Genomic DNA, 21,708 nt, shown 5'->3' on the forward strand with positions numbered 1-21,708 from the left:
TCTCGCCGGGTGAGCTTCGGTGAACTCGGTGGGGGTCTTCGGCCGCTCGACGGCGGCTGGTCCGGGGAGACGTTCCTGGCGGAGGCCGGTGGGGAGAGGTCGGTCGTGCGGGTCTTCGCCGACCCCCGCCACCACCCGCAGGCCGCCGAGATCCACGAGGCCCTGCACCGACTGGTGCGGGGCCTCGTCCCGGTCCCCGGCGTGCTGGAGGTACGCCACGCCGACCCGGCCCTGGGCACGCCCGCGCTCCTGGTGACCGAGTTCGTCGAGGGCGTACGCGGCGACCTGCTGCTCCCCGACCTGGACGAGGCGGACCGGGGCAGGCTCGGGCGCGCCCTCGGGGAGATCGCGGGCACCCTGGCGGGGATGCCGTTCCTCACCGCGGGGACGTTCGCCGACAAGGAGCTGCGGATCGAGCCGTTCGCCCTGGACCTGCCCGAGTGGGTCGCGTCGCTCGCGGAGCGTCTCGCCTGGTCACCGGCCGACCTGGAGGGTCTGCGCGACGTGACCGCCGACGCCCAGGACCTGCTCGACACGGTCGGCAGGGTGAGCCTGGTGCACAGCGACCTCAACCCCAAGAACCTCATCGTCGACCCGGAGACGCTGCAGGTGCGTGCCGTGCTCGACTGGGAGTTCGCCCACGCCGGGTCACCCTTCGCCGACCTCGGCAACCTGCTGCGGTTCGAGCGGGACGCGGCGTACGTCTCGGGGGTGCTGGAGAGCTACGTCGCGATGCGCGGCGGCAGCACCAGGGACGCCCTCGATCTGGCCCGCTCCGCGGATCTGGTCGCCCTGGTCGAGCTGGGAGCGCGGCGTACGGACAATCCGGTGGCCGCCCGGGCGCACGAGCTCCTGCTCGAGATCGCCCGATCCGGGGATGTCCACTCCGCCCCGGAGGGCTCCGTTCGCCGCTAGGATTCGGAGCGCGCCGGGGCGGCGCCGCGCAACATGGGGGATGGTTGTGGGAGTGAGCGATCTCGACGGGGCTCGGGACCCTGCCGGAGCTTGGTGGCGTGGCTGGACGCCGTGGATCTCGGCACTGGTGCTGTCGGCGCTGTTCGCCGGTGCGACCTCCGGGATCACGTACGTGAGGAGGTCCTACGAGCCTCCGGTGGACTATCCGGCGATGAACGAGTCGGAGCTGGAGGAGAGCGCCGTGCGCTCCGCTCCCGTGGAGCCGACGCGCAAGAAGGAGCGGCTCGAGTCGTCGCCGTCGACGCGGCCGACGGGGGCGCCGACACCGGCGAAGGCGCCCAGGAAGCTCAGGCCGTCGGCCTCGGCGAGCACCGAGCCGATGGCGTCGGAGGAGCCGTCCGAGAGCCCGGCCGGCCCGTTCGCCGGTCTGGGTGAGCTGCTCGGCCTGGGTGGCGAGGACTGACTCTCGCCGAGCGGTCCGCACGGCGAAAGGGTGGTGGCTGCGTACGCCTGACGGCATAGGCTTCTCGCCATGAGCGCTGAGGCAGTGATTCGTGAGGTGGCGGCGAAGGCACGAGAGGCGAGCTACGAGCTCGCGGTCGCGCCGCGCAGCGTGAAGGACGCGGCGCTGCACGCGATGGCCGACGCGCTCCTCGCCCGTGCCGAGGAGGTGCTGGAGGCCAACGCGACCGACGTCGCCCGCGCCGAGGCCTCGGGCAGCCCCGCCAACATCATCGACCGCCTCACCCTGACCCCGGAGCGGCTCGACGGCATCGCCGGCGCGCTCCGCGAGCTGGCCGCTCTCCCCGACCCCGTCGGAGACGTCGTACGCGGCAGCACCCTGGCCAACGGCCTCGAGCTGCGCCAGGTGCGGGTGCCCTTCGGTGTCGTCGGGATGATCTACGAGGCGCGCCCCAACGTGACCGTGGACGCCGCCGGGATCTGCCTGAAGTCCGGCAACGCGGCGCTCCTGCGCGGCTCCTCCAACATCGCGGCCAGCAACGACGCGATCGTCGCCGTGCTCCGCGACGCCGTCGCCTCCGTCGGCCTCCCGGCCGACGTGATCCAGGTGGTGCCGGGGGAGGGCCACGACCCGGTCAAGGCACTCATGCGCGCCCGTGGCCTGGTCGACGTGCTCATCCCGCGCGGTGGCGCCGGCCTGATCCGCACGGTCGTCGAGGAGTCGACGGTGCCGGTCATCGAGACGGGGGTGGGCAACGTACACGTCTATGTGGACAAGGCCGCCGACCTCGACAAGGCGCTCTCGATCGTCATCAACTCCAAGACGCAGCGCACCAGCGTCTGCAACTCCGCCGAGTCGCTGCTCGTGCACGCCGACATCGCCAAGGAGTTCCTGTCCAAGGTGGTCCCGGCGCTGCAGGAGCGCGGTGTGCAGATCCACGGCGACGAGGCCTTCCAGGGCTACGACCTGGTCGAGCCGGTCACCGACGAGGACTACGCGGCCGAGTTCCTGGCGCTGAAGATCAGCGCCGCCGTCGTGCCCGACCTCGACGCCGCCGTCGCCCACATCCGGCGCTGGTCGAGCGGTCACACCGAGGCGATCGTGACCGAGGACCTGCGCGCGGCGCGGCGGTTCACCGCCGCCGTCGACTCCGCGGCGGTCATGGTCAACGCCTCGACGCGGTTCACCGACGGCGGTGAGTTCGGCTTCGGCGCCGAGATCGGCATCTCGACGCAGAAGCTGCACGCCCGGGGCCCGATGGGTCTGCCCGAGATGACCTCGACGAAGTACGTCGTCACCGGGGACGGGCACGTGCGCTGACCCGGCAGCGGGCAAGGTAATCTGTCGCCCATGTCGAACTCTGTTGTGTCGAGCATCATCACCTCCGCTGAGCACGGGGCCGAGCACGGCACCTCCGGCGTCGAGTGGGTCATCGGTGGTGGCGCCCTGGCGATCCTCGTCTTCGCTCTGCTGGTCCTGGTCTGGTTCGCCGGCGGCCGTGAGCACTCCTGAGCGCTGATCAGATGGGCAGCCGGGGAGCGCCCGAGCCAGGCCTGGAGGGCCTGACCGGCAAGCGCCGCGTCGGGGTGATGGGTGGCACCTTCGATCCCATCCACCACGGCCACCTGGTGGCGGCCTCCGAGGTGCAGTCCTTCTTCGACCTCGACGAGGTCGTCTTCGTGCCCACCGGTGACCCGTGGCAGAAGGCCGACCGGGACGTCTCGCCGGCCGAGCACCGCTACCTGATGACGGTCATCGCGACCGCCGCCAACCCGCGCTTCACCGTCAGCCGGGTCGACATCGACCGGGCAGGCCGGACCTACACGATCGACACGTTGCGCGATCTGGCCAAGGCGCTGCCCGACTCCGATCTCTACTTCATCACCGGGGCCGACGCGCTCGCCGAGATCTTCACCTGGCGCGACACCGACGAGCTCTTCGAGCTCGCTCAGTTCGTGGGCTGCACGCGTCCGGGATACGCCATGGATCCCGAGGTCATCGCGAAGATCCCCTCCGACCGCATCACCATGCTCGAGATCCCGGCCCTGGCGATCTCCTCCTCCGACTGCCGCGAGCGGCGCCACCGGGGTGAGCCGGTCTGGTATCTCGTCCCCGACGGCGTGGTGCAGTACATCGGCAAGCACGACCTCTACCGATCCAAGACTCCGCACGACAAGACTCCCCAGAACGAAGAAGGCCTATGACCGCCACCGAGCACGCCATCGAGCTCACCATCACCGCCGCCCGCGCGGCCTCGGAGAAGAAGGCCGCGCACATCATGGCCTTCGACGTCAGCGACCAGCTGGCCATCACCGACGCCTTCGTGCTGGCCTCCGCGCCCAACGAGCGCCAGGTGCAGTCGATCGTCGACGAGGTCGAGCTGAAGCTGCGTGACCTCGGCTCCAAGCCGCTGCGCCGGGAGGGCCACAAGGAGGGACGCTGGGTGCTGCTGGACTACGGCGAGATCGTCGTCCACGTCCAGCACGAGGAGGAGCGCCAGTTCTACGCCCTCGAGCGGCTCTGGCGCGACTGCCCCTCGATCTCGCTGCCCGCCGACGTCGTCTCCGAGAGCTGAGGTTTCGGTGGTCGAGCCTGTCGAGACCACTCGTCGCATCGTCCTGCTCCGTCACGGCGTCACCCCCTGGAACGCCGAGGGCCGCTACCAGGGCCAGACCGACATCGAGCTGGCCGAGACCGGCCACCAGCAGGCCAAGGCCGCCGCTCGTGCGCTCGGGACGACGTTCTCCGTCACCCGCCTCGTCTCCTCGGACCTGATGCGGGCGCGGCAGACCGCTGCGTACGTCGCCGAGGAGACCGGATTGCAGGCTGCGTACGACCCTCGTCTGCGGGAGGTCTGTGCGGGGGAGGCCGAGGGGATGGACCGCGCCCAGATCCTCGAGCGCTTCGGTGAGATGCCGGCCAGCTGGGAGCCCTACGGCGGGGAGTCCTGGCCCACCGTGGCGGCCCGCTTCAGTGCTGCGCTCCACGACGTCGCCGAGACCGTCGCGCCCGGCGAGACCGTCGTGGTCGTCGCTCACGGCGGCGCCATCCGCCAGGGCCTGGCCGCCTTCCTCGGCTGGGACCCGGCCGTGGTCACCACTCTCGCCCCGCTGACCAACTGCTCCTGGATCGAGCTCGTGGCCCGGGAGTCCGCGCCCGGACTCATCCCCTCGGCGCCCTGGCGACTCGCGACGTACGGAATGGGGGCCCCGATTTCGTGATCGCGAGCGGGTTCCGCTACTGTTCTTCTCGTTGCCCGGGGTGATCAACCGGGACAACGCCACGGGGGTGTGGCGCAGCTGGTAGCGCATCTGCATGGCATGCAGAGGGTCAGGGGTTCGAGTCCCCTCACCTCCACCGAAACACCAGATCAGGGCGGTGTTTCAGACCTTCACCGAGGGTCTGAAACACCGCCCTGATCTTATTGATGCAGCCTCTCTTATTGAGGGAAGTCGAGCCGTTCCCCGGCGTCGACGGGCAGTTGTCTAACGGGCGCTCGCTGGCCGCGTAGTTCTTCGGTCGGGACGGATGTGGTGCTGCGGGTTGACGCGCTCAAAAGCTTCGGCCACCGCCATCAGGAGATCGTCGGACCCGTCCGCGCCCACCATCTGAAGGCCTACCGGCAAACCGTCGATGTCGAAGCCGGCCGGCACCGACATGGCGGGCAGGCCCGTCGCCGAGATGAGTGTCGCCGCCCGCATCCAGTCCAGGTAGGTCTCCATCCGGACACCATCGATCTCGGTCGGGTACTCCAGCGAGGCATCGAACGGCTGTACTTGCGTCGTCGGTGCGAGCAGCACGTCATACCGGTCGAAGAACGCTGTCGTGGACCGATGCAGGCGGGAACGGGCACGGGTCGCGGAGCGGAGATGGTCGGAGGTCAGCGCCAAGCCACACTCGATGTTCCACTGCAAGGCAGGTTTCAGCTCGTCGCGATGCTCGAGATAGATCTGTTCGTAGGTGGTGGAGAAGTCGAGGGCACGGGTGGTTAAGAAGACCTCGTCCGCGTCCCGGAGATCCGGAGCTGCGACCTCGACGTGGGCGCCCAGCGTCTCGAAGTGGCGTAGCTGCTCGGTGAGCACGGTCAGGACCGGTCCCGCGACCGGGATACCGAGGCCGAGGTCGGGGGTCCACGCCACGCGTAGGCCCGAGAGGTCGCCGGCCCGCACCCGGTCGCTCACCGGGTTCTGGCCCGCCGGATGAATCGCGGAGGACGGGTGCGAGCGCCCGATGACCGACATCATCAACCGCAGGTCGGCGACGGTGCGGGCGAGTGCGCCCTTGCGGGATATCCAGGCCCATGGGTCGTTCGCGTTGCCGAGCGGAACCAGCCCGGCCGACGGACGGAGACCGACCAGGTTGCAGAACGAAGCCGGCGTACGGATGGAGCCGCCCATGTCACTGGCATCACCGGCCGGCTGGATGCCCGCGGCCACCGCGGCGGCGACGCCACCGCTCGACCCTCCCGAGCTACGGGTGGGATCGTAGGGGTTGGTCGTCGTCCCGAAGATCGGGTTGAAGGTGTGGGAACCCGCGGCGAGCTCGGGAACATTCGTCTTGCCTGTCGTGATCACCCCGGCGTCCCGGAGCATCGCGACGATCGGTGCGTCGACGGACGGGACCCTGTCGGCGAAGAGCGCAGACCCGAGAGTGGTACGCATCCCCGCGGTGTCGTGGGTGTCCTTGTGCGTCATAGGGACACCGTGCAGCACCGGAAGCGGTTGGCCGGCCGCGGCCCTGCGGTCGGCCTCGGCGGCCGCCTCGAGCGCGCGGTCGGCATCGAGCGTGCACACCGCGTTGATGACTCCGTTGACCTGGTCGATGCGTTCGAGATGGGCGGTCACCGCCTCCCGTGCGGACAACCGGCGTTCGCGAAGGAGGCGGGTCATCTCGAGGAGGCCGAGGTCGCAGAGTTCGGTGCTTTCCATGGGCCACATCGTCGGCGACGTTTGCTATCTCCGTCAGCAGAGCTGGTCATGTACTGCTCATGTGATGCAGATTCGCCACGGTTGTGGCCGATTCCGCCAAACGGCGGGAAGGCGGTCTGAGGTGATGTGACTGACATCCGACGTTGCTAGCGTCCCGGCCACTACCTGACCCGGCTGAGGGAGTCCATCATGAGCACGACCAGCCCCGATGACATCAACGCCATGTCTCCTGCGATGCGACGGATCTTCTCTGTCCTCGCAGCAGTCGAACGAATCGGCAACAAGCTGCCGCACCCATTCTGGCTGTTCTGGATCCTCAGCGGAGTCCTCGCGGTGGCCAGCGCCGTCATGGCGGCCGCGAACGTGTCTGTGACCCTTCCCGCCACCGACGAGACCCAGCGAGTGCAGAACCTGCTGTCGCTGGACGGTCTCACCTACGCTCTCGACTCCGCGCTGGAGAACTTCGCCGGCTTTCCCCCGCTGCCCGTTGTGGTCACCGTGCTCATGGGTGTGGCGGTCGCCGAACGAAGCGGTCTGACCGAAGCGGTGCTGCGAGCAACCATCGTGAGGCTGCCGGCTCGTTGGGTGACATTCGCCGTCGCGTTCGCCGGGACCGTGGCTCACGTGACGTTCGACGCCGCGTTCGTCATCTTGATCCCCATGGCGGCGCTGGCATTCAAGGCGGCGGGACGGAACCCGGTCATCGGGGTGGTCACGGCCTACGTATCGATCTCCGCCGGGTACAACGCCAGCCCGCTGGTCACCCCCTCGGATGCGATCATCGGATCCCTGACCACCAGCGCCGCCCAGATCGTCGACCCGAACTACGTGGTCACCCCGACCGCGAGCTACTTCTGGAACGCCGCCTCCTCCGTCCTGGTCGCGGTGGTGGTCACCGTGATGATCGAGTTCGTCCTCAACCGGCGCCCGGAGGCGGAGTCCGACGAGCTGGCCGATGGCGAGCCGATGGATCTCACGCTGTCACCCCGCGACCGGCGCGCGATGTGGCAGGCGCTCGCCATCGGTGCGGCCATGCTGGCGGTCGCTTTCGCCATCACGTTGCCGCCCGGCTCGCCGCTGCGCGGGGAGTCCGGCACCCTCTCGGAGTCGATCATCCTGCTCAACATGGCGGTCGTCGTCTCCCTGCTCTTCGCCACCATGGGGTTCGTCTACGGGCGGAAGACCGGATCGATCGCATCGCTGGGTGACCTGCCGGGGCTGATGGCCGAAGGCGTACGCCTGATCGCGCCGATCGTCGTCCTGTTCTTCTCCATCTCCCAGTTCCTCGCCTACTTCTCCTGGACCGGTATCGGCTCGGTGGTCGCGGTCGACGGCGCGGCGCTGCTCGAGCGGCTGGATGCGCCGACGCTGGTGATCCTCGCGATCCTGGTGGTCGTGGTCAGTGCCGTGAACCTGATGGTCACGAGTGGATCGGCGATGTGGTCGCTGATCGCCCCGGTCGTGGTCCCGATGCTGATGTACGTCGACATCTCGCCAGAGGTGGCTCAGACGGTCTACCGCATCGGGGACTCGTGCACGAACGCTGTCACCCCGATGAGTGCGTACTTCATCCTCGCACTGGGATACATGCAGCAGTACCGGCGCAGCGCGGGCATCGGCACCCTGGCTTCCTACACGTTGCCGATCGCGCTGGTGCTGCTGGTGGTCTGGACGCTCTTCTTCGCGCTCTGGTACGCAGCTGGTGTCCCGCTGGGACCCGGAGTCCCGGTTCGATGACCCGGGTCACGGGATCAGGTCGCATGGGCGCCGAGAGGCAGACGCACCCCGGAGCGCTTCATCGCCTCGAGGATGACCGAGATCTGCCGGCTCTGCACCATCTGACGCCACGGCGCGGTGTCGATCAGCTCGTAGAGGGAGGCCTGGTCCGCCACGGCGACGTTGATGGCCAAGTCGTACTCACCCGCCAGCGCACTCATCTGCCGCACTCGTGGCTCGGCGAGAACGTGCTTGACGAACGTGTCGAGGCGCCCCGGAAGGACACGCACCCAGATCATCGCCTCGAACGGGAAGCCCAGCAGGGCTGGTTCGACCACGGCCCGCGACCACACGCGCCGGTTGACCAGGAGCCACTCCAGCCGTCGCCGAGCGGTCGACTCACTGATCCCGGCTCCTCGGGCGATCTCGGTGGTGCTCGCACGACCATCTCGGCGCAGCACCTGGGTGATGGCGCGGTCGGTGGGCGTGAGGGGCTCCGGCTCGCTCCCGTCTGGCTGCTGCAGACCGAAGGGTGGTGCCTCGAGCGCAGCGATCTGGGCCGGGGTCAGGATCGGCGGGCGCCATTGACGTACGGACCGCAGGATGCGCAGCACCGGATCGGCGTGCGCCCGTGCCAGTCCGATCGTGGCGGGCAGCTCGTCGAGCACGAGCCGGGGCAGGTTCGCAGTGCTCACCCGGATCTCGGCGACACAGTCGACCCTGCCGGTGAGGGCATATGCGAACACGCAGTCGGGGCGCTGTGCCAACGCGGTCGCCGTGCTCCGCACGGCGCCGACCGCGCACTCGGCTCGCACCATCACGGCGGCGTTGTGACCATCGAGGCTGGATATCTGGATCAGCCGCTTGGCGAGGAGGTCGGTGCCACGCCTCGTGATGGTCCGCTCAGGTTCGTCCAGCACCTCCGCGATCCGTCTCCAGCTGACCCGCCCGTCGACCTGCATCGCCGCCACGATCTTGCGATCCAGCTCGTCGAGCGGGGTCGCAACGGGCGTAGGCACAAGCCCATTGTTCCCCAAGAGTTATTTCCTTCGTATGACCTCAGCACGATCACTCCACCGAGAGGAACCATCATGTCGCTCGACGACTTCGACCGCTATCCGCTGCTGTTCGGCCCCAGCCCGATCCACCGGCTCGACCGGCTGACCAAGCACCTGGGCGGCGCACAGATCTGGGCCAAGCGCGAGGACTGCAACTCCGGGCTCGCCTACGGCGGTAACAAGACCCGCAAGCTGGAGTACATCGTCCCGGATGCTCTCGCCAGTGGGGCAGACACGCTGGTGTCGATCGGCGGGTACCAGTCCAATCACACCCGACAGGTGGCCGCGGTAGCCGCGAAGCTCGGGCTCAAGGCTCGGCTCGTTCAGGAGAAGTGGGTGGACTGGCCCGACGTCACGAACGACCGGGTCGGCAACATCATGCTCTCCCGGATCATGGGAGCCGACGTCAGACTGGACGCGAGCGGCTTCGACATCGGCATCAGGGACTCCTGGGAGCAGGCGATGAAGGAGGTACGCGACGCCGGCGGCACGCCGTACGGGATCCCGGCCGGCGCCTCCGAGCACCCACTGGGTGGTCTGGGCTTCGCAAACTGGGCACGTGAGGTCGAGCAGCAGGAGGCCGAGCTCGGCGTCTTCTTCGACACCATCGTCGTCTGCACCGTCACCGGGTCGACCCATGCCGGGATGATCGCCGGGTTCGCCGGGCAGGATCGCCCGCGGCGGATCATCGGTATCGACGCCTCGGCCACGCTCGAGAAGACCCGTGCCCAGGTCGAGCGGATCGCACGGCACACGGCCGAGCTGATCGGCCTGGGCCGCGAGCTGCGCGACGACGAGATCACCGTGCTCGAGGGTTGGGCAGGCGACCTCTACGGGATCCCGGTGGAGTCGACGATCGACGCGATCCGGCTCTCGGGTGCCCTGGAGGGCATGATCATCGACCCCGTGTACGAGGGCAAGTCGATGGCGGGACTGATCGACCTCGTCACCCAGGGTGAGATCGGGTCTGACTCGACCGTGCTCTACGCCCACCTCGGTGGGCAGCCGGCCCTCAACGCCTACGCTGGACTCTTCTCGTGATCAGGCAGGACGAACGCCAGGTCGAACGCCGGGCCAGGACAGGGGAGATCGCATGACCGATGCCGATGTCGTCGGCAGGACCGTCCCGACCACCTCGCCCGAAACGATCGCTGCGCTGCGGGACGTGGCACAACGCGTCCGCTGGCTCGCCACAGCAATCGTCGATGCGGCGAACCGTGGCCGCCCCAACCGATCCGGCGTCAAGGTCGGCGGACACCCGGCCTCATCTGCCTCGATCGTCGAGGTCATGGTCGCACTGTGGTTCCACGAGCTGACCCGTCACGACAGGGTGTCGGTCAAGCCTCACGCGTCGCCGGTGCTGCACGCGATCAACTATCTGCTGGGAGACCTCGACGAGACCTACCTGCCGACCTTGCGGGCCAAAGGGGGTCTGCAGAGCTACCCCAGCCGGCTGAAGGATCCGGACACGGTGGACTTCTCCACCGGCTCCGTAGGTATCGGCGCAACCGCAGCGCTGTGGGCGGCGATGTCGCATCGCTACCTTCGGTCGCATTTCGACACCGCGCCCGAGGCCGGTCGTTTCATCAGCCTGCTCGGTGACGCCGAGCTGGACGAGGGAGCGGTCTGGGAAGCGATCGCCGACCCCGCGGTCTCCCGCATGGGCGAGCTGATGTGGGTGGTCGACCTGAACCGCCAGTCCCTCGACCGAGTGATCCCCGACATCCAGATCGAACGCCTGCAGGGGATGTTCGCGGCTGCGGGATGGCAGGTCGTCACCCTCAAATGGGGACAGTCGATCTCACGACTGTTCGAGCAACCGGGCGGCGCCGACCTGCGTACTCGCCTCGAGCAGATGCCCAACGAGGAGTATCAGCGCATGTTGCGCGTGGACAGCTCCGAGATCGGTGAGCGCATCGTCGCCTCCGGGGCGAGCGGGGAGCTCCAGGACCTCGTCGATCGAACCGCTCCCGACGTACTCGCCGAGGCGGTTCGCGACCTGGGTGGACACGATCTTCCGCAGCTGATCGAGACTTTCGGATCCCTCGACACTCATCGGCCGAGCGTGGTGTTCGCGTACACGATCAAGGGACGAGGGCTCCCGACGGAGGGGCATCCCAACAACCACTCGGCGCTCCTCACCGAGTCCCAGATGGCTGCACTCGCGGAGAGCACGGGCAGCAGCGTCGAGGACCCGTGGCGTCGCCCGGTGCCTGGCTCGGAGGCAGCCGAGCTCTGTGCCCGGCGCGCCGCCGCGCTTCGCCGCAGCCCGCACCAGGCAGCGCCGGCGCTACCGGTTCCGCCCTCGCTTGGTCACCCCTACCGCAAGCCGATCTCGACCCAGGCGGCGTTGGGGAGGTTGCTGGCCGACCTCCCGCGTGATGCTCCCCTGGCGGCATCACGGGTCGTGACCTGCAGCCCTGACGTCGCCTCTTCGACGAACCTCGGTGGATGGATCAACAAGACCGGTGTCTGGTCGGTCGAGGACCGGCGCGACTGGTTCGCCGATGATGCGGAGCGAGTCCTCAAGTGGTCGGAGGCGACCAGCGGCCGCCACATCGAGCTCGGGATCGCCGAGGTCAACCTGGTCGGTCTCCTGGGTGAGCTCGGGACGACCTGGAGCCGTTGGGGCGAACGGCTCATCCCGATCGCCACTCTCTATGACCCCTTCGTCTCCCGGGCCCTGGAACCCTGGTCCTACGGCATCTACGCCGGGGCGCAATCGATCCTGGTGGGTACGCCCTCGGGGGTCACGCTCGCGCCAGAAGGCGGAGCTCATCAGTCCATCACCACCCCGTCGATCGGCCTGGAGCAGCCTGGTTGTGTCGCCTGGGAGCCGTGCTTTCCCCAGGATCTGGAGTGGACGTTCCTGCACGCCATGAGCCAGATCGGAGTTCCCGGCGGAACCTCCGCGTACTTCCGCCTCTCCACGCGTCCCATCGACCCCGCCGCGGCGGCGCTCCCCGAGGATCCAGATCTGCTCGAACGACGCCGGCGACAGGCGGTCGCCGGAGGCTACCGGCTCTCCGGCCATGATCCTCGAACCGAGGACGTCACGCTCGTTGGTGTTGGGGCGATCATGCCTGAGGTCCTGCGCGCCGCCGAGGTCTTGTCCGGTCAGGGTGTGGTGGCAGGAGTCGTCTGTCTGACGAGTCCCGACCTTCTGTTCCGCTCCTTCCAGCAGCGCTCTCGTCGAAAGCCCGGAGAAGGTAGCAACATCATCGACGATCTGTTTCCGCCGACATCGCCGGCGCCTCTGGTCACAGTGCAGGACGGGCATCCCCACACTCTCTCGTTCCTGGCAGGAGCTCGAGGCGACGAGATCCGTTGCCTGGGCGTCTCCGATTTCGGGCAGTCCTCCGACCTCGACGACGCCTATCGGATCCACGGGATCGACACGGCGTCGATCTTGGATGCGGCGTTGTCGTTGATGGGCCGATAACCGTTTGCGCTGGAAGAACGTGACTGACGTGGCGGGGTAGGACTTTCGAAAGTCACTTTCTAACTTTCGGTAGTTCCATCTGAACTATTGACGGGTGCTTGGCTGAAACCGTAGGTTGACGAGCGCACAACGTGACACAGGTCACAGTTGCGGCTCACTTGGCTTCACCCTCCCGAAGGAGCATTGATGCGCAACCGTCCCACCCCTGCCGCGAACCACGAGGTTCCGGCTATCGCACGCAAGCTCGGGCTCAACCGTCGGCAGCTGCTGGCGGCCACGACAGGCATGGCCGCGGCGGGAATCGCCCTCGGCGGTGTCCCTCTCGCCGGTCCCGCCGCCGCCGACAACGCACTGCTGATCCCGCGGCCGCGGCGCGGGATCATCCTCTACACGGTGCGCGACGCGATCAGTCGCGACCCCGCCACCAGCCCGTACGCCTCGGGGTTCAAGGCGGTCCTCGAGGAGCTCTCGAAGATCGGCTACCGGCAGATCGAGTTCGCCGGCTTCAACCAGAATGCCAACGCGCCCGGCGGCAACGTCAACAACGTCGAGGGCGCGCACCTGCTGCGCATGTGGCTCGATGACAACGGTCTCGAGGCCGAGGGGAACCACGGGTCGGTCCCCTCCACGATCACCGATGCGTCCCTGGCCGCCTTCGACGCGGCGTGCGAGGTCGCGAACATCTTGGGGATGAGGCACATCGGGACCGGAAGCGATCCCACTGGGTCGGCCTACCTGGCCGACTGGCAGGCCGCGGCCGATCGCTGGAACATCCTCGGCGAGCGCGCAGCCGGGCATGGGCTCAAGCTCTACACGCACAACCACGACATCGCGTACAGCTTCCTGCTGGACAGCGGGCCCAACGACGCGCTGGGCCGCCCGACGCGGTCGTCCGGGGTGCGCCGGCTGGAGTGGTTCCTGGCGAACACCGACCCGCGCTACGTGTCGCTGGAGATGGACATCTACTGGGCGCACGTCGCGCAGTACAAGCATCACACCTACACCGCCCCCGACGGCAGTCTCGTCGAGGACCGCTTCGACCCGCTCGAGGTCGTCAAGTCCGCGCCGATGCGCTTCCCGCTCTTCCACGCCAAGGACGGGAAGAAGGACGAGACGCAGGCCAACGGCTACGTGATGGCGCCGTTCGGGGAGGGCGACATCGACTACCAGGCCTTCTTCGGCGACATGCCGGCACGGGGCTACCACAACCCGATGTGGGAGCAGGACACCGCGCCCGGCGGTGCGGCCAACCCTGGCCAGTCCCTCGCCTTCGCCAAGCTGAGCTACCAGAACATGGACGAGCTCCGCGGCTGACCGGCCGCCACCCCTCCCTTCGCCAATCGCCGGAGCGCGCCCTCACCGGGTCGCGCTCCGGCCACCGGCGTGCTCGCACGCCCTTCTCCGGCTTTCTCTCGCTCTCGCACTCCAAGGAATCGTCATGCCCGAACACAGCACAGTCGGTGGGGTACCCCGCCGTCGTGCCCGGCGATCACTCCTCGCGGTGACCTCCGGGCTCGCGCTCGGTCTCACCTCCGGGATCGCCCTCGCGACGCCCGCTGCCGCCCACGACGGTGTCGACCACGGCACCGAGCCCGGGGCCGGCCTCGCCCTGGACTGGTCCAACTACGAGAAGGTCACGCTCACCAAGGACACCGGTGAGCCGATCGACATGGCCGTCCTGCCGGACCGGCGCGTGCTCACCACGGCGCGCAACGGTGACGTCCGGCTCGTCGACCCCGACGCCGGTACGACCCGCGTGGTCAACACGATCGCGACATACAACAACTCCGAGGACGGTCTGCAGACGATCACCCTCGCGCCCGACTTCGAGGAGTCGGGCTGGGTCTACCTCTACTACGCGCCGCGCACCATGACCGGCCCGTACCCGACGACCACGCCGTCCGGCTCGGCGCCCAACACGCTGCCCGCAGGTCAGACCGAGGCCTACTGGGACCAGTGGAAGGGCTACAACCAGCTCACCCGCGTGAAGTGGGACGAGGCCGCCGACAAGCTGGACCTCGCGACCGAGCAGGTGATCCTCAAGGTCGAGGTGCAGCGGGGTCAGTGCTGCCACGTGGCCGGCGACGTCGACTTCGACGACCAGGGCAACCTCTACCTGGCCACGGGTGACAACACCCCGGCCGGAACCCCGGGCGCGAACGGGTACGCCCCCAACAACGACGCCCCCGGCTTCAACCCCGGCTTCGACTCCCGCCGCGGTGCGGGCAACACGAACGACCTGCGCGGCAAGATCCTGCGCGTCGCGGTCCAGGAGGACGGCTCGTACACCATCCCCGAGGGCAACCTCTTCGCCCCCGGCACGGACGGGACGCGACCGGAGATCTTCGCGATGGGTCTGCGCAACCCGTTCCGGATGGATGTCGACCCCGCGACGAACTCGGTGAGCTGGGGCGACTACGGCCCGGACGCCGGGGTGCCGAACCCGGATCGTGGCCCGATGGGGTACGTCGAGTGGCAGACGACCGCGATCGACGAGCCGATCAACGGCGGCTGGCCCTACTGCACCGGCGACCACTTCAACTACAACGAGTGGAACTTCGAGACGGCGACGCCGCGGGAGTTCTTCGACTGCGCCGCTGGTGCGGAGAACAACTCGCGGTGGAACACCGGGCTCTCGACCCTTCCGCCGGCGACGGCCGCAACCCTCTACTACGGCGACAACAACACCCACCAGCCGTGGCCGGAGCTGACCGACTTCAGCCCCGCCGGCGGCCAGGGGCCGATGGGCGGTCCGGTGTACCACTACGACGCGGACAACCCCTCGCCGACGAAGTTCCCCGAGTACTGGGACGGCAAGGCGTTCTTCGCCGAGTTCTCCCAGGACTACCTGGCGGCGTTCACCGTCGACTGGCCCAGCGGCCCGGTCTCTCATATCGAGCAGTTCCTGCCCAACATCGATCTCGAGACGAACCGGCAGCCGATCACCGACAGCCCGATCGACATCGAGTTCGGGCCGGACGGCTCGCTCTACGTCCTCGACTACGGTGACGGCTTCTTCCGCGCCAACCCGGATGCCGGCCTCTACCGGATCGACTACAGCGTCGGCAACAAGGCACCGCGTGCGGACATCGTCGCCGACCCCATCTCCAGCAGCTCCGCACCGCTGACCGTGGAGTTCGACGGCTCGGGCTCGGTCGACCCCGAAGGTGGCGCGCTCACCTACGACTGGGACTTCGACGGCGACGGCACCTTCGACGCCACCGGGGCGACCACGTCGCACACCTACGACGAGCTCGGTCGCTACACCGCCCGGCTCCGGGTCACCGACGCCGAGGGACGTCGCGGCATCACGTCGACCTCGATCAGCGTGGGCAACGTCGCGCCGACGATCAAGGTGGCCACACCGGCCGAGGGAGGCTTCTTCGACTGGGGTCAGGCGGTTCCCTTCGACGTGACGACCGACGACCCCGAGGACGGCAGCGCGACGGTGTGCTCGCGGGTGACCTGGACGTTCGGCCTCGGGCACGACGTCCACGCCCACCCGCTCAGCCAGGGGACCGGCTGCCGGTTCGCGATCCCGACGCCCGCCGACGCCACCGAGCACGGCGAGACGGAGAACATCTACGGAGTCGTCGTCATCGGCTACACCGACAACGGCGCCAACGGTGTGCCGGCGGCCCGGTCCGAGGTCTCGATGGTCCTCAACCCGAAGTCGCAGGAGGCCGAGTGGGCCGACGCCTCCGAGGGCGTGGCCATCGCTCCGGACGAGACGGCGAGCGGCCTGCGGAAGGTCACCTCGCTCGATGAGGGCGACTGGCTCTCCTGGAAGCCTGTGAACCTCGCCGGCATCACCTCGGCGAAGCTGCGCGCCAGCGGCACCGGCACCGTACAGCTGCGCTGGGGGTCGGCCGACGCGACGCCGTTCGCCTCGTTCGACGTCTCCAGCCAGGACTGGTCCGAGACCACGTCCGACCTGACCGGAGCGCCGTCGGGCAGCGGCGAGCTGTTCGTGACCTCCACCGGCGGCGTCACCCTGGACCGGATCAGGTTCGTCGGCGACGGCTTCGCCGACGTCACGCCTCCGACGGTCTCCGCGACGCTCGACCCGGCGCAGCCGACCGGGCAGAACGGCTGGTGGACGGGGAACGTGTCGGTGGCGGTCGTCGCGACCGACAACGGCACCGTCGCCTCCCGGCAGCGCTCGACCAACGGCGGTCAGACCTGGGAGAACGCGAACAACCCGCTCACGGTGTCCGCGGAAGGCGTCACGACCGTGCACTACCGGGCGACCGACAACGGCGGCAACGTCTCCGAGGTCGGGAAGGTCGTGGTGCGGATCGACAAGACCGCTCCGCAGGTCGCGGTCGACGGTGTCACCGACGGAGCCACCGTCGGCAACGCCGGGGATGCATCGTGGTCGGCCACCGACGCCACCTCCGGTGTCGGGTCCGTGACCGCGACCCTGGACGGTGCGGCGGTCACCGGTGACACGCTTCCCCTGTGGCGGCTCTCGCTCGGGTCGCACACCCTCAAGGTCACCGCGACCGACAAGGCGGGACACGCGACGACGAGAACGGTGACGTTCACGACCAGCACCTCGCTGGCCGAGCTCACCGCCCTGACCGAGCGGCTCGCTCGCTCCGGCGAGATCACCCCCGCCGGGGAGAGCGTCCTCGAGAAGCGGCTCAGCCAGGCCGCCAAGCACGTCGATGCCGGACGGTACGCCTCCGCGCGATCGCAGCTGCGGGAGTACGCCGACCTGGCGGCCAGCTCGCTCTACGTCGCCGACGCCGACGCTCGTGCCGCGCTGCAGCGCGACGCCCGGGCGGTGATCAGCCAGCTCTGAGGTACACCTCCGTGCGGGTCCAAGGGCATGCCCTTGGGCCCGCACGGCCGTTCCGGACGTACCGAGACCCTTGACGTCGCTCTGAGAGCCGTTCTACGATCGTTCTGATATATGAGTTGTGTATCATTACCGGCATCCAGGAGCCCAGCATGACCATCAGTCCTCCCAGCTCGACCGCTGTTGCGTCCATGGCGACCGCCCCAAGAGCGACGACCAACGTGCTCACGCTCTCGTGCCAGGAGCGCCCGGGGATCATGCACGCGGTCACGAGCTTCCTGTACGACCGCGGCTTCGACATCCTCGAGCACCAGCAGCACGACGACCGGATGGGGGAGCTGTTCTTCCTCCGGACCGCGTTCGCCTCTGCCGACGGGGCCGACGTCGATGAGCTCACCGCCGCGTTCGGGCCGATCGCTGACCGGTTCGGGATGTCGTTCACCTTCCACGACGAGCGCAAGCCGCGGCTGCTGGTGATGGTCTCCAAGTTCGGCCACTGCCTCAACGACCTCATCTTCCGGTGGCGGGGCGGGACCCTGGGCGGCGAGATCGCGGTGGTGGCGTCCAACCACGAGGACCTCCGCCCGATGGCGGAGGCGGCCGGGCTGGACTTCGTCCACATCCCGATCACGGCCGAGACGAAGCCGCAGGCCGAGCAGCGCATGCTCGACCTGGTCGACGAGTACGAGATCGACCTGGTCGTGCTCGCCCGCTACATGCAGATCCTCTCCGACGGCCTGTGCCGTCAGCTCGAGGGGCGCGCGATCAACATCCACCACTCGTTCCTGCCGGGTTTCAAGGGGGCCAAGCCCTACCACCAGGCGCACGATCGTGGCGTGAAGCTCGTCGGGGCCACCGCCCACTACGTCACCGCAGACCTCGACGAGGGGCCCATCATCGAGCAGGAGGTCAACCGGGTCGACCACACCTACACCCCGCAGGCTCTGGCCAACGTCGGTCAGGACGCCGAGTGCCTCGCGCTCTCGCGTGCCGTCCGCTGGCACTGCGAGCACCGCGTCCTCATGCACGGCTCCAGCACCGTCGTGTTCCGCTGACCACCCACCCCGAAATCACGGAGAAGCTCATGCCATCGTCCCGCAGCACCGTCTCGCCCCGCACAGTCATCATCGGCGCCGGCATCGTCGGCACGAACCTCGCGGACGAACTCGTGTCGCGCGGGTGGTCCGACATCACGGTCATCGAACAGGGCCCGCTCAGCCTGCCCGGCGGCTCGACCTCGCACGCCCCCGGTCTCGTCTTCCAGATCAACCCCTCGAAGACGATGACCCTGTTCGCCAAGTACACCGTCGAGAAGTTCATGGGCCTGGAGAAGGACGGCGTGAGCTGCTTCAACCAGGTCGGCGGCCTCGAGGTCGCGACGACCGAGGCCCGCGTCGCGGAGCTCTACCGCAAGCTCGGCTACGCCAAGTCCTGGGGGATCGATGCCCGGGTCGTCGGCCCTGCCGAGTGCAAGGAGCTCTACCCGCACATCGACGAGTCGCAGGTCCTCGCCGGCCTGCACATCCCCACCGACGGCCTGGCCCGGGCGGCTCGTGCCGTCGACCTGCTCGTCGAGCGTACGCGTGAGGCGGGGGTCACCTACCTCGAGCACACCACGGTGACCGGAGTGCTGCAGGAGGGCGGCCACGTCACGGGCGTGGAGACCACGAACGGCGTGGTCGAGGCCGACATCGTCGTCTCCTGCGCCGGCTTCTGGGGCGTCGAGGTGGGGAAGATGGCGGGCACCGACGTGCCGCTCCTCCCGCTGGCCCACCAGTTCGTCAAGACCACGCCCGTCCCGGACCTGGCCGGCAAGCACGAGCTGGCCGACGGCGCGACCCTGCCGATCCTGCGTCACCAGGACCAGGACCTCTACTTCCGTGAGTGGGGGGAGGTCTACGGGATCGGCTCCTACGCCCACAAGCCGATGCCGTACGCCGCCTCCGACCTCGGTCCGACCCCGGAGCACGTCGACCACGACAACATGCCGTCCCGGCTCGACTTCACGCCCGAGGACTTCGAGGGCCCCTGGGACGAGTGCCGCAAGCTGCTCCCGTGCCTGCAGGAGGCGGAGATCGCGGAGTCGTCGTTCAACGGCATCTTCTCGTTCACGCCCGACGGCGGGTCGCTCGTCGGTGAGTCCCGCGACCTCGACGGCTTCTGGGTGGCCGAGGCGGTCTGGGTCACCCACTCGGCCGGCGTCGCCCGGGCGGTGGCGGAGGTGCTGACCACCGGGCGGTCGCAGTACGACCTCGCCGACCTCGAGCTCAACCGGTTCGAGGAGACGCAGCTGGCCCCGGCGTACGTCAGCGAGACCTCGCAGCAGAACTTCGTCGAGATCTACGACATCCTGCACCCGCTGCAGCCCAAGGAGTCGCCGCGCAACATCCGGGTCAGCCCGTTCCACGCCCGCCAGGTCGAGCTCGGCGCCTTCTTCCTCGAGGCCGGGACCTGGGAGCGGCCGCACTGGTACGAGGCCAACGCCGCTCTGCTGGACGAGCTGCCGGAGGAGTGGAAGTCGCCGACCCGCGACGACTGGTCGGCCCGCTACTACTCGCCGATCGCAGCGGTCGAGGCGTGGAAGACCCGCACCGCGGTCGCGATGTACGACATGACGCCGCTGCGCCGTCTCGAGGTCTCCGGTCCCGGCGCCGAGGCGCTGCTGCAGCGGCTCACCACCGGTGACGTGAGCAAGAAGCCCGGTGCGGTGACCTACACCCTGTTCCTGGATGAGCAGGGCGGGATCAAGAGCGACATCACGGTCGCGCGCCTGGAGGACGAGGTCTTCCAGGTCGGCGCCAACGGCCCGGTCGACCTGGCCTACCTCCGCCGGGAGGCCCGCAAGCTGCGGGCCGAGGATCCCGCGCTCGCCGCCCACGTCCGCGACATCACCGGTGGCACCTGCTGCATCGGGCTGTGGGGTCCGCTGGCCCGGGACCTGATCGGCAAGGTCAGCGCCGACGACTTCACCAACGACGGTCTGAAGTACTTCCGCGGCAAGCGGGCCACCATCGGCGGGATCCCGGTCACCGCGCTGCGGCTGTCCTACGTCGGTGAGCTCGGCTGGGAGATCTACGCCTCCGCCGAGAACGGCCAGAAGCTGTGGGACGTCCTGTGGGAGGCCGGCCAGGAGCACGGCGTCATCGCCGCCGGGCGGGCCGCGTTCGGCGCGCTCCGCCTGGAGAAGGGCTACCGGTCCTGGGGTGCGGACATGACCACCGAGCACGACCCGTACGAGGCGGGTGTCGGGTTCGCGGTCAAGACCGCGAAGGAGGACTTCGTCGGCAAGGCCGCGCTCGAGGGCCGCTCGGTCGAGACCTCGGCCCGCCGCCTTCGCTGCCTCACCATCGACGACGGCAAGTCCATGGTGCTCGGCAAGGAGCCCGTGCTGTCGGGGGAGACCTCGGTCGGCTACGTCACCAGCGCTGCGTACGGGTTCACGATCGGCAAGCCGATCGCCTACGCCTACCTCCCGGCCGAGATCGGGGAGGGAGACCAGGTCGAGATCGAGTACTTCGGCCAGCGGATCCCGGCGACGGTCACCCCGGAGCCGCTCTTCGACCCGAGCATGAGCCGCCTGCGGGGCTGATCCGACGGATCCAGATCGGGCGCCGGCCGGGTGGGCCGGCGCCCGATCGCATGTGGTGGGGAGCCCGCGTTCAGAGAACGCGACGGATCTCGGCCGCGAAGCTGTCGACGTGCTCGCGGGTCAGCCGCTCGGCGCGCTCGGCGTCGCCGTCGGCGATGGCGTCGAGGAGCTGCGCGTGCTCGGCGATGTGGGAGGCCAGGTTCGGCACCTTGTCGACGACCAGGCACCAGATCCGGGTGGCCAGGTTGTCGTAGCGGACCAGGACGTCCTCGAGATGCTTGTTGCCCGTCGCCCGGTAGATCATCCGGTGCACCGACATGTCGAGCCGCATCAGCGTGGGCCGGTCGTCGCCCGCCCCGTCGAGCCCTCGAACCCGGTCGGCCATGGCGCGCAGCTCGGCGCGCATGCTGTCGGTCGCGGACGTCGCCGCGCGGTGGGCGGCGAACGGCTCGAGCTGCTCGCGCAGGTCGGAGATCGCGCCCAGCTCGGTGACGTCGACGGGCGTCGCGAACGTGCCACGGCGCGGGTAGGAGACGACCAGGTGGTCGGTCTCCAGGCGCTTGAGGGCCTCGCGCACGGGAGTGCGGCCGAAGCCGAGGGAGTCCGCGAGCCGGCCGTCGTTGATCGGCTCGCCCGGCCTGATGTCGAGCATGATCAGCCGGTCGCGGATGCGCTCGTAGGCGGCGTACGCCAGGGAGGTCGGCGGCGCTCCGACCGTCGGCCGGACGGGCGCCTGAACGTCGGTCATTCGATGTCACCGCTTTCTTTGATCTGAACCGTCTGGTCTGGACCG

At 68.8% G+C, this 21,708-nt stretch carries 17 protein-coding genes and 1 tRNA gene; 15 read left to right on the forward strand and 3 right to left on the reverse strand.

Annotation, left to right across the window (positions count from 1 at the left end; genetic code table 11):
• The first annotated feature begins 9 nt into the window (after window positions 1-9).
• The 8 genes from HD557_RS05815 to HD557_RS05850 all read left to right on the forward strand — a co-directional run bounded on the left by HD557_RS05815 (window position 10) and on the right by HD557_RS05850 (window position 4,735).
• The gene (locus tag HD557_RS05815; protein WP_196873207.1) at window positions 10-915 is read left to right on the forward strand and encodes a phosphotransferase family protein; all 906 of its coding nucleotides are present in this window, start codon (window positions 10-12) and stop codon (window positions 913-915) included.
• 52 nt (window positions 916-967) lie between these two features.
• Complete coding sequence (locus HD557_RS05820; protein WP_196873208.1) at window positions 968-1,378, forward strand: hypothetical protein; 411 nt, start codon at window positions 968-970, stop codon at window positions 1,376-1,378.
• Between the two features lie 69 nt (window positions 1,379-1,447).
• Window positions 1,448-2,698 carry a glutamate-5-semialdehyde dehydrogenase gene (locus HD557_RS05825; RefSeq protein WP_196873209.1) on the forward strand — a complete coding sequence of 417 codons (1,251 nt, stop codon included), beginning with the start codon at window positions 1,448-1,450 and terminating at the stop codon, window positions 2,696-2,698.
• A gap of 30 nt (window positions 2,699-2,728) precedes the next feature.
• Window positions 2,729-2,890 (forward strand): hypothetical protein, encoded by a 162-nt coding sequence (locus HD557_RS05830; RefSeq protein WP_196873210.1) that lies wholly within the window; start codon window positions 2,729-2,731, stop codon window positions 2,888-2,890.
• Window positions 2,891-2,901: 11 nt separating this feature from the next.
• Window positions 2,902-3,582, forward strand: a complete 681-nt coding sequence (gene nadD, locus HD557_RS05835) for a nicotinate-nucleotide adenylyltransferase (RefSeq protein WP_008362219.1) — start codon at window positions 2,902-2,904, stop codon at window positions 3,580-3,582.
• Window positions 3,579-3,953, forward strand: a complete 375-nt coding sequence (gene rsfS / locus HD557_RS05840) for a ribosome silencing factor (RefSeq protein ID WP_008362220.1) — start codon at window positions 3,579-3,581, stop codon at window positions 3,951-3,953. The genes nadD and rsfS overlap by 4 nt, the downstream gene beginning before the upstream one ends.
• A 7-nt stretch (window positions 3,954-3,960) precedes the next feature.
• A complete protein-coding gene (locus tag HD557_RS05845; RefSeq protein WP_196873211.1) occupies window positions 3,961-4,599 on the forward strand; it encodes a histidine phosphatase family protein in 639 nt (212 codons plus the stop codon).
• A gap of 63 nt (window positions 4,600-4,662) precedes the next feature.
• Window positions 4,663-4,735 (forward strand) — tRNA-Ala (locus HD557_RS05850).
• Window positions 4,736-4,863: 128 nt separating this feature from the next.
• On the opposite strand, the gene HD557_RS05855 is transcribed toward HD557_RS05850, so the two are convergent.
• A complete protein-coding gene (locus HD557_RS05855) occupies window positions 4,864-6,306 on the reverse strand; it encodes an amidase (RefSeq protein WP_196873212.1) in 1,443 nt (480 codons plus the stop codon).
• Between the two features lie 189 nt (window positions 6,307-6,495).
• Between HD557_RS05855 and HD557_RS05860 the strand changes: the two genes are divergently transcribed.
• Window positions 6,496-8,043: an AbgT family transporter gene (locus tag HD557_RS05860; protein WP_196873213.1), complete on the forward strand. Its 1,548-nt coding sequence runs from the start codon at window positions 6,496-6,498 to the stop codon at window positions 8,041-8,043.
• Between the two features lie 14 nt (window positions 8,044-8,057).
• Here the strand turns inward: HD557_RS05860 and HD557_RS05865 are convergent, their stop codons facing one another.
• On the reverse strand, window positions 8,058-9,041 hold the full coding sequence (locus tag HD557_RS05865) for an Lrp/AsnC family transcriptional regulator (protein WP_008362226.1): 984 nt from the start codon (window positions 9,039-9,041) through the stop codon (window positions 8,058-8,060).
• A gap of 72 nt (window positions 9,042-9,113) precedes the next feature.
• Here HD557_RS05865 and HD557_RS05870 point away from each other — a divergent pair, with 72 nt between their 5' ends.
• The 6 genes from HD557_RS05870 to HD557_RS05895 all read left to right on the forward strand — a co-directional run bounded on the left by HD557_RS05870 (window position 9,114) and on the right by HD557_RS05895 (window position 20,915).
• A complete protein-coding gene (locus HD557_RS05870) occupies window positions 9,114-10,121 on the forward strand; it encodes a 1-aminocyclopropane-1-carboxylate deaminase (protein ID WP_008362227.1) in 1,008 nt (335 codons plus the stop codon).
• A 52-nt stretch (window positions 10,122-10,173) separates the two neighbouring features.
• On the forward strand, window positions 10,174-12,522 hold the full coding sequence (locus tag HD557_RS05875; protein WP_196873214.1) for a transketolase-like TK C-terminal-containing protein: 2,349 nt from the start codon (window positions 10,174-10,176) through the stop codon (window positions 12,520-12,522).
• A gap of 186 nt (window positions 12,523-12,708) precedes the next feature.
• The gene (locus tag HD557_RS05880) at window positions 12,709-13,836 is read left to right on the forward strand and encodes a sugar phosphate isomerase/epimerase family protein (protein ID WP_008362229.1); all 1,128 of its coding nucleotides are present in this window, start codon (window positions 12,709-12,711) and stop codon (window positions 13,834-13,836) included.
• A 124-nt stretch (window positions 13,837-13,960) separates the two neighbouring features.
• Window positions 13,961-17,329: a PQQ-dependent sugar dehydrogenase gene (locus HD557_RS05885; protein ID WP_231380190.1), complete on the forward strand. Its 3,369-nt coding sequence runs from the start codon at window positions 13,961-13,963 to the stop codon at window positions 17,327-17,329.
• Between the two features lie 149 nt (window positions 17,330-17,478).
• Window positions 17,479-18,381 carry a formyltetrahydrofolate deformylase gene (gene purU, locus HD557_RS05890; RefSeq protein ID WP_231380191.1) on the forward strand — a complete coding sequence of 301 codons (903 nt, stop codon included), beginning with the start codon at window positions 17,479-17,481 and terminating at the stop codon, window positions 18,379-18,381.
• 29 nt (window positions 18,382-18,410) lie between these two features.
• Window positions 18,411-20,915 carry a GcvT family protein gene (locus HD557_RS05895; RefSeq protein ID WP_196873215.1) on the forward strand — a complete coding sequence of 835 codons (2,505 nt, stop codon included), beginning with the start codon at window positions 18,411-18,413 and terminating at the stop codon, window positions 20,913-20,915.
• Window positions 20,916-20,985: 70 nt separating this feature from the next.
• Here the strand turns inward: HD557_RS05895 and HD557_RS05900 are convergent, their stop codons facing one another.
• Window positions 20,986-21,663 carry a GntR family transcriptional regulator gene (locus HD557_RS05900; RefSeq protein ID WP_196873216.1) on the reverse strand — a complete coding sequence of 226 codons (678 nt, stop codon included), beginning with the start codon at window positions 21,661-21,663 and terminating at the stop codon, window positions 20,986-20,988.
• Window positions 21,664-21,708 lie beyond the last annotated feature (45 nt).

The organism is Nocardioides luteus, assembly GCF_015752315.1.
Lineage (GTDB): Bacteria > Actinomycetota > Actinomycetes > Propionibacteriales > Nocardioidaceae > Nocardioides.